Origin of the sequence: Lutimonas sp., from assembly GCF_051011215.1 — a bacterium.
Lineage (GTDB): Bacteria > Bacteroidota > Bacteroidia > Flavobacteriales > Flavobacteriaceae > Lutimonas.
Genome location: NZ_JBPCUJ010000177.1, coordinates 1 through 13,432 on the forward strand (window position 1 = coordinate 1; position 13,432 = coordinate 13,432).

Here is a 13,432-nt window from a genome sequence, read left to right on the forward strand (position 1 = left end):
TGGATGATGAATTTTGTAGCATTGATGCTTTCTTGGGAGCTGGGCATGTGTGTGCCATTATGGGGTATAAAGAATACCATGCGCTCTCCGAAAAGTATCAGATTCCCATCATTATCACTGGGTTTGAGCCTTTGGATCTGGTGCAGGGAATTCAGATGGCGGTGGAACAGTTGGAAAGTGGAATCGCAACCGTTGGGAACCAATATGCAAGGGTTGTTAAAGAGGAAGGGAATGCCAATGCTATTAGAATTATTAAACAGGTTTTTGAGGTCAGCGACCGAGAATGGAGAGGTATTGGAATGATACCTAACAGTGGGTACAGACTTACCAAAGAGTTTGTTGATTTTGATGCGGAAGTTAAATTTGGTATTCAAGGAATTAAAATAGATGAGCATCCGAATTGTTTGGCAGGAGAAATTCTGAAAGGGATTAAAAAACCCATTCATTGTCCTGAATTTGGAAAGACCTGTTCACCTGCCAGGCCGCTTGGGGCACCGATGGTTTCCTCTGAAGGAGCATGCAGTGCGTATTATAATTTTTCACAATATTAAAACAGCGATATCTATGAAATCTAGTGATAAAATGAATGGAACAATTAATTTAGGACATGGTAGCGGAGGTGTAATGACACGAGATTTGCTTGATAAAGTTGTCTTTTCAACCTTTGACAATCCTCTTTTAAATAAAAAACATGATGGTGCCATTGTACGGTTCGATACAGAGATGGCCGTTTCGACGGATAGTTTTGTAATCTCTCCCATATTTTTCAAAGGAGGTGATATTGGTGAACTGGCTGTTCATGGAACTGTAAATGATGTGGCCATGTGCGGGGCCATTCCAAAATATCTTTCCCTGGCTTTTATTGTTGAGGAGGGATTGGCAATGGAGGATTTTATAAGAATTGTAGAATCTGTTAAAACAGCGGCGGATCATAGTGGAGTTCAGATTATTACGGGAGATACAAAAGTCGTTGAACGTGGGAAAGGAGATAAGATCTTTGTAAATACTACCGGATTTGGAGCAATACACCCCAAAGCAAATATCGCCGCGGAGAACATTAAAACTGGTGACAGGATTATTGTCAATGGAAATATTGCTCAACACGGAATGGCCATTATGTCTGAGCGTGAGGGATTGGAATTTGAATCTACCATTGAAAGTGATACCACCAATGTGAACCATTTAGTATTGGATTTACTCGATGCTTTTGGAGATAAAATTCATCTTTTCCGTGATCCAACCAGAGGTGGGGTGGCCAGCGTTTTATCTGAAATAGCCATGGATATTGATAAGGGAATCCAATTGACTGAAAAGGATATTCCTATAGAAAAGCAAGTCGCGGCAGCTTGCGAAATTTTGGGCCTCGATCCGCTATATGTTGCAAATGAGGGTGTTTTTATAAGTATCGTAGAAGAAGAGATCGTGGATGAGGTATTGGCGCTTATGCGGGCTCATTCAAAAGGCAAAAACGCCAAGTGTATTGGACTAGTTACAAAGGATCACCCAACAAAGGTAGTGATGCGCAGCGGGATCGGAGGAGCAAGAATGGTGAGTCCTATGATTGGAGAACAGCTTCCAAGAATATGCTAGTGGTAAACTCACTAGGCCTGACCTATCATCCAGTAAATTCCGATAAGGATTGCAAATACGCCACCGGTGAGTCTGATTCCTTTGTATAGATTTTGATTGTGTTCATTTTTTGCGAAAGTGGTTATTTTTCCTACCAATAACGAAAATAAACTCATGGCAATTAAGATTCCGAAAATAAATCCTGTTATATAAATGCCGGCCGACAAATTATCCTCAAACCCCAGAACAGGTATGAATAGAATAAAGTGAGCAATCCCTGCAAATCCATGAAGAACCCCAATAGAGAAGGAAGTGAATAGCCCTTGTTTTTCTTCCTCTGAATGAATGTGCTCATGACCTGCGTCATGGCTGTGGTCATGGGAGTGTTTATGAATACGTGGTTGAGATTCGCTATGAATGTGCAGGTGTTTATGCTGTGATTCTGATTGAAAGACTTTTATCAAAGCCCAGATTCCAATCACGACTAAAACGAGTCCTACCAATTGTTCACTGTATTTAGAGATTTCTTCAATGGGAATAAGTTCCTTAAAAAGCACAAACAGTAAGCCGATTAAAAGCATTCCAAAAATATGTCCCAAGCCCCAGAACAGGCCAATTTTCCAGGCTTTTCTCTTTGCTTGTATGGCAAATGGAAGTACAGCAGCTACATGGTCAGGCCCCATGATTACATGCAACATTGAGGCTAGTAAGCCAGCAAAAAAAGGGAAATTCATGTCGAGATAAAAAGTTGATTAACAATTAATATGATAGAGGTTCAAGACATAATTGTTCCATCAAATTTACGATTAAATACCTTAAAATAAAAGGAAGTTTTAAAGATAGTTTTTAGATTCTTAACCTGCATTTTTGGCCTAAAAACTGAATAAATCACTTCGATATTCAAAAACCTTATAACAATAGATCACCAAAAATATCAAGCTGACAAAAACCTTCATGGTTGTGGATGCCAGGAATCCCAGAAAGGACCCCAAGGCAGATTTAAGAGCTCGTACAAGATTCGAAGGTTCAAACAGAATTTCGCCGATAAAAGCACCAACAAAAGCACCAATAACAAATCCAAATGGAATCGGTAAAACCAGGCCTATGATAAGTCCTATGGTAGCTCCGTTAGCACCCATTTTAGATCCTCCGAATTTTTTAGCACCAATTCCAGGTATGAGATAATCAAGTATAAAAATCAAAATAGCCAGTGCTAAGGTAATTCCAAGCCAATAGTAATTCATGGGTATTGAATTTGTTAAAAACAATAATAACAGACCAAACCAACCCGTAATGGGTCCGGGAAGTACAGGCAATACAGAGCCAATGATCCCTAAGATCAAAAGCAGCAGGCCGAGAATCAGCAGAAACAAATCCATAAGCGAATTTAATTGAAAGTTTTTACATAGTTTGTTTGGACTATGCATCTTTTTAAATGCGTAAAAAGCCTCCTTTAAACCTTAGTATTAACAATTTGTCTAAGTTTTATACAATAGAGAAGGATTTTCAAAAATAATTGTACATTCACATTGTATAAGCGAATACAATGTTTTTCAGGCTGATCATCTTCATATCCATTGTAATGGTAACGATTTCCTGTGATTTTATATCACCTAAAAAATCGACGCTTAGAACCACTGACCTTATAGATACTGAAATAGATTTTAATGATGTAGATGTGTACCCTCTTTTTATGGATTGTAATAATTGCGATTCCAATGAAAAGCAAAACCTTTGTTTTGAAATGGAGTTGATCAGGCGTTTGCAAAAACTGACCAGTAAGGATGTCTTAGATGCCGGAGTTAGCCTGAATGATACTGTAATGGTCGACATTCTGGTGGATACACAGGGAAAAATATCCATCGTTGAAATTTATAAGAATGAGCTGGTAAATAAAGAAATTCCTGAGCTGGACAGTCTGTTGTATAAGAGCATCGCTTCCTTACCCGCTGCCGTGCAGCCTTCTTTAAAAAGAGGCATTCCAGTTAATTCCATGTTTAAACTTCCCATTTTGATTACCGCTCAGGATACGCAGTAATCAATACCTTCTTTCTTTCCAGGTAAAATTGTTTTTAAAGGATAATAGCACGACAAGTACGGTAAAAAAAGGATACAGCAAACTGCTCATAAAATAGGATTGCATCAGTTCTTTCTGTTCAAAAAAATCGGAAGTTTTATACAGCAGGATAAAGTCAACATTGAATTTTAACAAAAAAATAAAGCCAAAATGAAGCCAGCTTATATTTCCTCTCAATCCTAAAACAAACCCTGTAATTAAGCTTAGGTTGGTCAGGAATACGAGTAGTCCGACCAGCTTAGAGAATGGATGTTTATAAGCTGATGTCTTTGATGCCCAGCGGACCCTTTGTTGTATCAGTTCATTAAATGTATGCTTCGGGCTGGTGTACACTATAGCATCAACAGCCTTTAAAAAGTGAACTTTTTCAGGAAATTGGGTTTGCATCTTTTCAAGTAAAAATACGTCATCCCCACTGGCAAGATCCTTATTTCCTGAGAAGCCATTTACATCGAGAAAACTTTTCTTTCTGTAACATAAATTAGCTCCATTGCATAAAAATGGTTCTATATTCTTATGATTGCTTAGCCCGAACATTCCCATGGTAATTCCTTGCAAGCTTATGAAATCCAGCGACTGAAACTTATGAAGAAATCCTTTAGCTACTTTATAAGTTACCGGAGCAACCAAGAGGTTAGGATCTTGTTTTTCGATGGCTTTGTCAAAGGCTAATAACCAGTTTTTAGGAACGGTGCAGTCGGCGTCGGTTGTTATGATCCATTCGTGTTGTGCAGCATGTATTCCTTGCTCAATGGCTTCTTTTTTGGGAGAAGTCCCTGTTTTTATTCGGTCTAATAAAACAAGATTCAAGTTTGAATAAAGGCCTGTTGCCTGCTCTATGATTTCTACCGATTTGTCACTGGATTCATCGTTGATCATGACAATTTCAAATGATTGTTCGGGGTAGTCAAGGCGAGAAAGACTTTGTAATAAATTGCTCAAATGCTGCTCTTCGTTTCTAAAAGGGATGAGTATTGAAAAACTGTTTTTAGCGGACGAATAATCAGGGTCATTTTGAGATTCCAGACTGTTAAAACCCTTGATGAAATATAGGATGAGTATGCAATAGAAAATACATATGACAGCTATCGGGTATATCATTTCAATACCTTACTTTCATTAAATTCGAACGACTTTGCTTTAAAGGTGATCACATAGAAACTTCCAATCATTGCAGGAACAGCAAAGTTGAGAATCCACATGGAAGCCGTAATACTGAGTACAACAATTTCATGTACACCAAAATAGCCAAACAGCGTGACTGCAACAGATCCTTTGACCAACCAGTCGAAGAGCACAAAACCAGGTATGATCGATGCAATCAGGTACATCGAATAAATGACTGGTAAGGCAACAAAATAATCAATATCAACTCCAAAAAACAACAGAAAAAAATAAAATTGATGGGAAAAAACGAAATACCTGCCTAAGGAGAATAAGAGTGTTTTTTTATGAATACTTTGAGGAATGCTTTTAAAATCATTCCATAGTTTTTCGATCCACTTTGTCCATTTTTTATAGATAAAGACCCAGCCCATACCCATCGCTACCATAATGCCAGCAATTCCATAGAAAGTTGTCACTTGGAATTGAATTTCAGCAATATAATCTCTTAAAAAAAAGAGTCCAATTGTACCTAGCAGAATAGTGATCAGCATTTGATAGGAATTGGATATAAAGTTTAATAACAGCACCTTAGGTCTATGTTTTTTTTGAAAAAAGGCTGCTTTTGCCCCATATTCTCCTACCCTGTTGGGCGTTATTAAGGAGGCTGTTAAAGACGCCAGACTTTGTTTGCTGGCAGTTCGAAACGAAATTGGATGAATCAAATCGACCAAAGACTGCCATTTGAATATTTCCAGAATCCAGTTAAAAAGGGATAAAAAGAGGATGCCTATTAAAAACATAACGCCCCATGGCCCAAGAACCGACATACGTTCGGTCCATGCGATTTGCTGAAAGTTGCTATCATGTAAAAGCTTCTCTGAAATGATATAGTAAGCCCCGGCAATGATGATAACTTTAACCAAAAACACCAAACTCGAAAAGTATTTTTGTAAGATATTGTACATTTACACAAAGAAACAAAATATCATGCTGATATTTGTTCGCAAACCTCAAAAGAATCGCAATTGCCAAAAGAAAAAATAATTTTAGGAATAGATCCGGGAACAACCATAATGGGTTATGGACTCATTAAGGTGGTAGATAAAAACATGTCCCTTTTGCAGTTAAATGAATTGATGCTGAAAAAGTATAGCGATCATTATACAAAGCTAAAATTGATTTTTGAAAGGACCATAGAGTTAATTGACACCTATCATCCGGATGAAATAGCTATTGAAGCCCCGTTTTTTGGTAAAAATGTGCAATCCATGTTGAAGTTGGGCAGGGCTCAGGGAGTTGCTATGGCTGCCGGGCTTTCGCGAGAAGTAAGTATTACAGAATATTCTCCCAAGAAGATTAAAATGGCGATCACTGGAAATGGAAATGCTTCAAAGGAGCAAGTTGCAAAAATGTTGCAAAGCATATTGGGTTTGAAAGAAATTCCAAAAAACCTTGATGCAACGGATGGCCTGGCCGCAGCTGTATGCCACTTTTATAATGAAGGCAAACAACAAGGAGGAAAGAGTTATTCTGGCTGGGGATCTTTTGTAAAGCAAAATGAAAAGAGGATAGGTTGATAAGAATTGCAACTTTATCACTCTTTTTCTACGCCTTTTTTTTCATAATTATGTATGATGCTTTATCTTTGTTTTTTTGAAACCAACAGATTTACCCATACAGCCTAGCCCAATTATTTCCTATTTTAGGGTAGGTCGGTTGTTGTATGCCTCCATGTTTCTTTTTATACTGGAATCTTGGATTTATGGGGTTCAGCTTCTAAAAGCAATAAATTCCGGATCGATTTTTTGGATCGTATTTTGGACCTTATTTTTTCTGTTTTCGTTTGTGCATATTTATTTGGTCATTATGGATGGCTGGTCTCGTTACCAGAATTATAAACGTATAAAGGATCAATTTTTTATCCATGGTTTTAAGAAGAAAATGGCACTCATTTATATAGGTTCCAAATGTCAGCGTATGGCCGCAGAAACAGCTGCAGAAGAATTGGGGATAAAGGATCAGGTGCAGCAATGCTATCGTGATTTTGGTGTAAAATGGTACCATTACCTTCCTTATTTTATGGTAAAGGAACCCTTATTTTTGTTCAAAAAAATGTTTTGGTCCCGTACTTTTCTGGAAGATTATTACAAACCTAAATTTGATTACCGGGCTATGGTAAAATCACAAATAGTATGATTTACTGCGAAGGAGTGCATAAAAAGTATGGTAAAGTAAGAGCCCTTCATAATGTCAGTATTTCTTGTAGAAAAGGAGAAATATTGGGTTTGGTAGGGGCAAATGGAGCCGGTAAAACTACCTTGTTCAAAATTTTACTCGGATTAGTAACGGCTGATCATGGCAAAATTGAAATAGCTGGCGACGGCGCAAAAAAGATTGGTGGGATTATCGAAAAGCCAGCACTTTATCATTACTTAAATGCACATGAAAACTTGCGGTTATTTGCAAAAATGCAAGGGGCAGACTCCTCAAAAAACGCTTTAGAAGCTTCGCTGGAACAAGTTGGTTTACCTGTACACAGAACAGACCCGGTTCGTAATTTTTCGATGGGAATGAAACAACGCTTGGGTATCGCTGTTGCCCTTCTTAATAACCCTTCCTGTTTATTGTTGGACGAGCCTTTTTCAGGTTTAGACCCGCTAGGTATAGAAGCGCTAAAAAAACTTATTTTAGACCTGACACAGCAGGCCCAAATGACCATATTGATTTCTTCTCATATCATTGATGTGTTAAGTACGGTTTGTACGAATTTATCAATCATTCATAATGGAGAAATTGTACAAACAGGACCGACCAGCACCATTCTGGCTGCCTGCACTAAAAGTTATTCTTTATGCGGAAACGAGCTTAAAAAAGCAGCGTTTTTAAGCGACTATGATACGGTTTCGAATGGAGATTGCATCACTATTTCGGCATCGGCTACCGAAATCTCTGAAATCATATTTAAATTATCACAGCAGCAAATAGCAATTACTTCTTGCAGGCCTTTAATTGACTTGCAACAACTATTTAATGCGAAGGAGAAATGATGCGACTACTTTATATTGAAACTTATAAAATGTTTCGTCAAAGCCGCACCTATTATGCAATTTTGGCCCTATTTATTATTGAAGCCATTGTACTATTAAGTGCTTATTTTCAAGGCACAGGAATTATTGATATTGTACTGGCCAATTTGAAGGATACATTCTACTTTCAAGGCCAGCTGCTGAACGGGAACTTGATCATATACTTTATACTCAACTCCTTTTGGTTTCATGTACCCTTACTCTGCATGATCATTGTATCTGGCATGCTTACAACCGAGTATCAGGAAAAAACTTTAGAAACGGTGCTTATGCAACCTGTTGTGAAGTGGAAATATCTATTGGCAAAATATATCGTTGCCAGTTTATTTACCATTTTTTTAGTGCTGCTTTTGGCCACAACATCGTTTTTGTTGTCGTACGGAATTTTTGGAAAAGGGGACTTAGTGGTCTATACCAACGGACTCACTTTTTTTGAGCACGATGATGCCTACTATAGGTTGGTGTATGCTTTTTTATTCGGAACTCTTTCTTTGGTATTCTTTTCTGTGGTAAGTTTAACCCTTGCCGTGATATTTAGAGAAAGTTTTAAAACTTGGATCGTGGCTACGTTGTTTTTGATCATTTCTACATTATTATTGAAAATAGACTTAGGTAATGACGTATGGAACCAGATAGCCTTTTTTAAATTGAACAATACCTGGCAATATTTTTTTAACCATGACATTGAATGGAATACGATTATCATCAATTCGGTCTTCATGGGGCTCTATATTTTAGTGACGATGCTTGTGGGGCTATTTTTATTTCAGAAAAAAGACATTGGATGAAACTATATGGAATACTTTTACTGTTTTTATATGCTGTTAATGGATTTTCTCAAACAGCTGAAGAACAGGTGCTTTTCGTTAAATCCAGACTGGATAGTATTGAAACCTTTCAAGCAGATATAAAGTTACATGTGGATATTTCATTCATTAAAATGCCAGATAAGGAAGCACTGGCAGTTTTTAAGAAGGGTGAAGATTTGGTCATCAATTCTGAAGATTTTGTACTAATTCCCAAACGCGGATTAGACTTGTCGTTTAGTGAGTTGTTCGAGTATCCATTTATGGTCGTTGACAGAGGTGAAGTAGAAGGACAATTGACATCGCAATTGGCAATTTCTATTTTACCATCAGATAATAAGGCAGATTTTAGTATAGCCAATTTACTTATAGATACCGAGAAACAACGTATCACCTGGGCCGAAATCAACACTAAAAAAGACGGGACTTATACACTGACGCTTACATACCTCGATAACCAGGCTATACTTCCAATCAAATTGGACGTTTCATTTGAAATGGACCGCATCAGGATTCCACTTAATTTTGCCGGCAGCGATGTTTCTATTGACCGAAAAAAGATTCGGGAAGCCGATCAGAAAACAGGAAAAATTAGACTTGTATTAGACTATAGAAGTATTGAGAAGACCCAATAACCTCGGTATATTAACGACTTTTAAAGATGGGTTGATATCATTACAAAAGGTGTATAATCATCCTTGTAAAATGAATAATAGAAATTTCATACAACTCATGAAAAGTATGGATCAAGCAAAATAATTTTAGAAGACCTTTATCCTCTAAAAAAAAACCTGACACCAATCTGATGTTAGGTTTTTTATTATGAATCTTTCCTGCCTGCACTTGATAAGACAAGAAAATAGAATTTAATCAAGCATCATGTTTAAGGCTTATAGGAAGCGTATATTTTACAGAGACTTTTTTACCATTTTCTTCACCAGGTGTGAACTGTGGTAATCCTGATATTACTCTCAAGGCCTCTTGTTCCAATTCTTTATATTCCGCTCTGGCCTTTAAGTCTGTGACATTTCCTTCTTTGTCAATTGTAAATTGTACATACACCTTATCATACAAATTTTTAGCCTCGTTGATCTTCTTATTTTCCTTGTTTAATTCGTTATTAATCGAAGCGTTAAAATTAGCAGATACATATGCCGTAATTTTTTCTATCATACACATTTTTTGATCTTCGGCATTTTCGCAGCCTGGATAAACAGGAACCTTTTCGATGAGCGCAAATGGAACTGTTTCACTTTTCTTTTCTGAATTTTGGCTCTTGTTGTCTTTGAAATACTCTTGATGAAATTCCTCAACACTTAGCTTATTTTCAGGTTCAGTCGTACTTTTTTCACATGATGTGTATACTAGCATTCCTATAAATACAGGTATTAGAAATGCATACTTGATTTTTAAGAATTTCTTTGAATGGTTTCTATTAAACATAATAATGCGTTTTTTAATTAATGATTGATTGTTAAATGAATTGACAAAAGGGATCTTGTCGATCCGAAAAACCTCCGCTAAAAGGCTATTAATAAAAGTACTTTTTTCTTTTTTTGAAACTGATTTGGAATCGGCTATAAATTCGTGAAGTTCGGCTATTCTGCTTTGGTACAAATAGCTGTAAGGATTGAACCAGAAAACGATCTTTTTAAATTCAAAAAGCAACATGTCAATACTGTGCCTTTGTTTTACATGAACTATTTCATGATTGATAATATCTTCTCTGGATTGCATTTTTTTTCCAATAAAAATATAATTGAAAAAAGAGAAAGCAGTATGTTGCTCTTCTAACAAAACCAAACTATAACCTTTGTTTTTCACTTTGCTATTTTGACGGATCAAATTGTAAATTTTTATGATCTTGAACATAAAGAGTACAAAGGCTATGGCAAGACCCGTAAAAAAAAACCAACCCAAGCCTTGAAATAAAACAACCGACCAGTTTATTTGCTTTTCTATATAACTTGAAGGAGATAGTATGATTTCAGGTACCATTACTACATATTCTTGTGGAATATTTTCCTTTACAGTTTGAAATTTTAATAAGGGCAAGACATAGGCTAACAGCGAAGTCAAAATTAAATAAGCCCTATTCCATTGAAAGAAAGTTTCTTTTCTGATTATCAGATCATAAAATGCCATGAATACAATCTGAAACAATAATACCTGAACAATATAATTTATCATTTTCTAGTCTTTTTGTTTATCCATTTCTTTTAAAATACTTTCCAGGTCTTTTAGATCCATATCGTTTTTCTTCACAAAAAATGACACCATGCTCTTAAATGACCCACCAAAATAACCATCTACAAGTTTGTGTAAACTCTGGTTGGTATAATCGGTCTTTTGGATCATGGGATGATAAATATAACCCCTTCCTTTTGGGCTGTGTGAAACAAATTTTTTCGTTTCAAGTATCCTTATGATGGTCGATACCGTGTTATATGCAGGCTTGGGCTCGGGTAGTTTTTCGATAATATCTTTAATCGTTGCTTGTTTAAGATCCCATAGCACCTGCATAAATTGCTCTTCGGCCTTTGTGAGTTGTTTGTTCATATTCGAGTTGATGAATTTGTTCCTGGTTACAAATATAACTAATTATTTAGTTTAAACTAATAAATTAGTTGAAAAAATAAAAATAACCGATTTTAGAAGGTGAAATCTTTAAAAGATCCGTTCTGGTTTTGATTGTAATTTACCCTAATTCGAGTAATTCGGTATGATCGGCATTGGCCTAAAGGCCTTCGATGCTTTTTATCTGCATAATGAAAGGAACCTATTTTCCATAAGCTTTAAAGCCCTTGGCTCCTTCAAGCAATGTACGTTCGCGTGTACCTTCGGCCTGATATCCTTCAAAGAATAAGGTGTTCATTGGCTTAATCGCCTGTGCTTCGAGGTAATTTAAGGTTCTTCCTTCGGTAAGCATACCACTGCCCGCAAAAAGATTCGGGAAGTCGATCAGAAAACAGGAAAAATTAGACTTGTATTAGACTATAGAAGTATTGAAAAAACCAGATAAACTGAGCTTATTCATGCGCTTAAATGGTGTTTTTAATCCTACGAAATGAGTAATCAATTAATTCTTTTCCACAAAAAAGTGAAGAGACAAAGATGAAAATCACTTTATAGTATGTCGATTTCTGATAGTATTTTAATTCTCTATGTTGACCTTGCTTCTTGATCCCAATTAATAGTTTATACTGCAGCTTACTTTGTATCTTGCGCATTTAGATTTTATATTATTTCATGTCTGGTATTTATATTCACATTCCTTTTTGTAAGCAAGCATGTTATTATTGTGACTTTCATTTTTCGACATCTTTGAAAAAGAAAGATATCATGATCGAGGCTATTGTTAAGGAGTTGAAGATGCGAAAATCAGAGATTGATGAGCCAGTAGAGACAATTTATTTTGGAGGTGGAACACCTTCTTTACTAAATACCTCAGAGATCAATGGTCTCATACAAACACTTGCAGACAATTATAAGCTAATAGATGACCCTGAAGTTACCTTGGAGGCAAATCCTGATGACTTAAGCATTGATAAAATAAAGGAATTAGCCCAGTCAAAAGTAAACCGTTTGAGCATTGGAATTCAATCTTTTTTTGATGAGGATCTCAAATATATGAACAGGGCCCATAATGCCAAAGAGGCGATGAATTCATTAGAAGATGCTCGTCGATACTTTGATAATATTAGCATTGATCTGATTTATGGGACTCCAGGATTAAGCGACAAAAAATGGACGGAGAATTTAAAAAGAACCAGTCATTTTGGGATAAAACATGTGTCGAGCTATGCCTTGACCGTTGAGCCTAAAACGGCTTTGGACCATTTTATTCGAAGTGGAAAATACCAGCCTTTAGATGAAGTCCTAGCTCAGCGACATTTTGGCCTATTACAGCAGTGGGCCATGAACGAAGGTTTGGTTCAATATGAAGTGTCTAATTTTGGTAAAAAAAATTATTTTTCAAAGCATAATACTTCCTATTGGAAGGGCAAGAATTATGTGGGTGTTGGGCCCGCAGCGCACTCTTATGACGGCAATTACAGAAGCTGGAATATTGCCAACAATGCGACATATATGTCAAGTTTGAAGAAGGGCGTATTACCTTCTGAAGTAGAAAGGCTGGAAGTAGAAGACAGAATCAATGAATCTATTATGACCGGTTTAAGAACGATCTGGGGCGTGTCAATAAATGAAATAGAAAATAGATTTGGGATGAAATACCGGGAAGAAGTTTTAAAGAACGCTGATAAATACCTGAAGCAAGGAACTTTAAAAGTAGAAAAGGAATATTTGATTTTAGATCCTGATTCTTATTTCTTAGCCGACGGCATTTCAGCTGATTTGTTTTTATTGAAAGTATGATTTATTTAGTATTTTTAAATCATCAAAGAATCGTATGGAAGCTTTATTAGGTTTATTTCTCGGAGCAATTATTACCTATTGGATTTTAAAATATATTAAAATTCAAAAGCGAAAGGATGTGACGAATTCTCAATCTGTTGTCATCATGGAAAAGATTAAAAAAGTCTGGAAATTGATTACGGTAGAGGGTGAATTTGCTGAGATTTATCATTACGAGAATACCAAAGAAAGATTTATGAGTATGGTATCAAGCAAAAAGAAAGCAATACTATTAATAAATGCCAAAGCATATGTGGGTTATGATCTTTCGAAGATTAAAATGGAAGCCGTCAATGAAAAGAAAGTGATCAAACTTACAGATTTTCCCGAACCTCAGATTCTCAGTCTTGAAACAGATTTACAATATTATG

General features: G+C 36.3%; 17 protein-coding genes. 10 read left to right on the top strand and 7 right to left on the bottom strand.

Going from position 1 to position 13,432, the window contains the following annotated elements:
- Window positions 1-551: hydrogenase formation protein HypD (gene hypD / locus ACR2MV_RS16540; protein ID WP_434023411.1), on the top strand; the 551-nt coding region annotated here is incomplete at its 5' end.
- Between the two features lie 13 nt (window positions 552-564).
- On the top strand, window positions 565-1,590 hold the full coding sequence (gene hypE / locus ACR2MV_RS16545) for a hydrogenase expression/formation protein HypE (RefSeq protein WP_434023413.1): 1,026 nt from the start codon (window positions 565-567) through the stop codon (window positions 1,588-1,590).
- Window positions 1,591-1,601: 11 nt separating this feature from the next.
- Here hypE and ACR2MV_RS16550 read toward each other — a convergent pair whose 3' ends face one another.
- Both ACR2MV_RS16550 and ACR2MV_RS16555 read right to left on the bottom strand, forming a co-directional pair.
- Window positions 1,602-2,303 (bottom strand): urease accessory protein UreH domain-containing protein, encoded by a 702-nt coding sequence (locus ACR2MV_RS16550; RefSeq protein WP_434023415.1) that lies wholly within the window; start codon window positions 2,301-2,303, stop codon window positions 1,602-1,604.
- A gap of 138 nt (window positions 2,304-2,441) precedes the next feature.
- Window positions 2,442-2,948, bottom strand: a complete 507-nt coding sequence (locus ACR2MV_RS16555; RefSeq protein ID WP_434023417.1) for a DUF456 domain-containing protein — start codon at window positions 2,946-2,948, stop codon at window positions 2,442-2,444.
- Window positions 2,949-3,151: 203 nt separating this feature from the next.
- Between ACR2MV_RS16555 and ACR2MV_RS16560 the strand changes: the two genes are divergently transcribed.
- Window positions 3,152-3,607 carry a hypothetical protein gene (locus ACR2MV_RS16560; protein ID WP_434023418.1) on the top strand — a complete coding sequence of 152 codons (456 nt, stop codon included), beginning with the start codon at window positions 3,152-3,154 and terminating at the stop codon, window positions 3,605-3,607.
- Here ACR2MV_RS16560 and ACR2MV_RS16565 read toward each other — a convergent pair whose 3' ends face one another.
- Window positions 3,608-4,747, bottom strand: a complete 1,140-nt coding sequence (locus tag ACR2MV_RS16565) for a glycosyltransferase family 2 protein (RefSeq protein ID WP_434023420.1) — start codon at window positions 4,745-4,747, stop codon at window positions 3,608-3,610. It lies immediately after the preceding gene.
- Window positions 4,744-5,718, bottom strand: coding sequence for a hypothetical protein (locus ACR2MV_RS16570; RefSeq protein WP_434023421.1), 975 nt, complete (start codon window positions 5,716-5,718; stop codon window positions 4,744-4,746). Before ACR2MV_RS16570 ends, ACR2MV_RS16565 begins: the two co-directional genes overlap by 4 nt.
- Window positions 5,719-5,778: 60 nt before the next feature.
- Between ACR2MV_RS16570 and ruvC the strand changes: the two genes are divergently transcribed.
- The 5 genes from ruvC to ACR2MV_RS16595 all read left to right on the top strand — a co-directional run bounded on the left by ruvC (window position 5,779) and on the right by ACR2MV_RS16595 (window position 9,280).
- On the top strand, window positions 5,779-6,330 hold the full coding sequence (ruvC, locus tag ACR2MV_RS16575; protein WP_434023422.1) for a crossover junction endodeoxyribonuclease RuvC: 552 nt from the start codon (window positions 5,779-5,781) through the stop codon (window positions 6,328-6,330).
- 76 nt (window positions 6,331-6,406) lie between these two features.
- Window positions 6,407-6,949 (top strand): hypothetical protein, encoded by a 543-nt coding sequence (locus ACR2MV_RS16580; RefSeq protein ID WP_434023423.1) that lies wholly within the window; start codon window positions 6,407-6,409, stop codon window positions 6,947-6,949.
- Window positions 6,946-7,800, top strand: coding sequence for an ABC transporter ATP-binding protein (locus ACR2MV_RS16585; protein WP_434023425.1), 855 nt, complete (start codon window positions 6,946-6,948; stop codon window positions 7,798-7,800). The genes ACR2MV_RS16580 and ACR2MV_RS16585 overlap by 4 nt, the downstream gene beginning before the upstream one ends.
- Window positions 7,800-8,627 carry an ABC transporter permease gene (locus tag ACR2MV_RS16590; RefSeq protein WP_434023436.1) on the top strand — a complete coding sequence of 276 codons (828 nt, stop codon included), beginning with the start codon at window positions 7,800-7,802 and terminating at the stop codon, window positions 8,625-8,627. The genes ACR2MV_RS16585 and ACR2MV_RS16590 overlap by 1 nt, the downstream gene beginning before the upstream one ends.
- Complete coding sequence (locus tag ACR2MV_RS16595) at window positions 8,624-9,280, top strand: hypothetical protein (RefSeq protein ID WP_434023427.1); 657 nt, start codon at window positions 8,624-8,626, stop codon at window positions 9,278-9,280. Before ACR2MV_RS16590 ends, ACR2MV_RS16595 begins: the two co-directional genes overlap by 4 nt.
- A gap of 235 nt (window positions 9,281-9,515) precedes the next feature.
- Here the strand turns inward: ACR2MV_RS16595 and ACR2MV_RS16600 are convergent, their stop codons facing one another.
- The 3 genes from ACR2MV_RS16600 to ACR2MV_RS16610 all read right to left on the bottom strand — a co-directional run bounded on the left by ACR2MV_RS16600 (window position 9,516) and on the right by ACR2MV_RS16610 (window position 11,610).
- Window positions 9,516-10,835, bottom strand: a complete 1,320-nt coding sequence (locus ACR2MV_RS16600) for an energy transducer TonB (protein ID WP_434023429.1) — start codon at window positions 10,833-10,835, stop codon at window positions 9,516-9,518.
- Window positions 10,836-10,838: 3 nt separating this feature from the next.
- Window positions 10,839-11,204, bottom strand: a complete 366-nt coding sequence (locus ACR2MV_RS16605; protein WP_434023431.1) for a BlaI/MecI/CopY family transcriptional regulator — start codon at window positions 11,202-11,204, stop codon at window positions 10,839-10,841.
- A gap of 220 nt (window positions 11,205-11,424) precedes the next feature.
- Window positions 11,425-11,610 (bottom strand): hypothetical protein, encoded by a 186-nt coding sequence (locus tag ACR2MV_RS16610; protein WP_434023437.1) that lies wholly within the window; start codon window positions 11,608-11,610, stop codon window positions 11,425-11,427.
- A 284-nt stretch (window positions 11,611-11,894) separates the two neighbouring features.
- On the opposite strand from ACR2MV_RS16610, the gene hemW reads away from it, so the two are divergent.
- Together hemW and ACR2MV_RS16620 are read left to right on the top strand one after the other, a co-directional pair.
- Window positions 11,895-13,022, top strand: coding sequence for a radical SAM family heme chaperone HemW (gene hemW / locus ACR2MV_RS16615; protein WP_434023433.1), 1,128 nt, complete (start codon window positions 11,895-11,897; stop codon window positions 13,020-13,022).
- Between the two features lie 34 nt (window positions 13,023-13,056).
- Window positions 13,057-13,432: DUF4230 domain-containing protein (locus ACR2MV_RS16620; RefSeq protein ID WP_434023435.1), on the top strand; the 376-nt coding region annotated here is incomplete at its 3' end.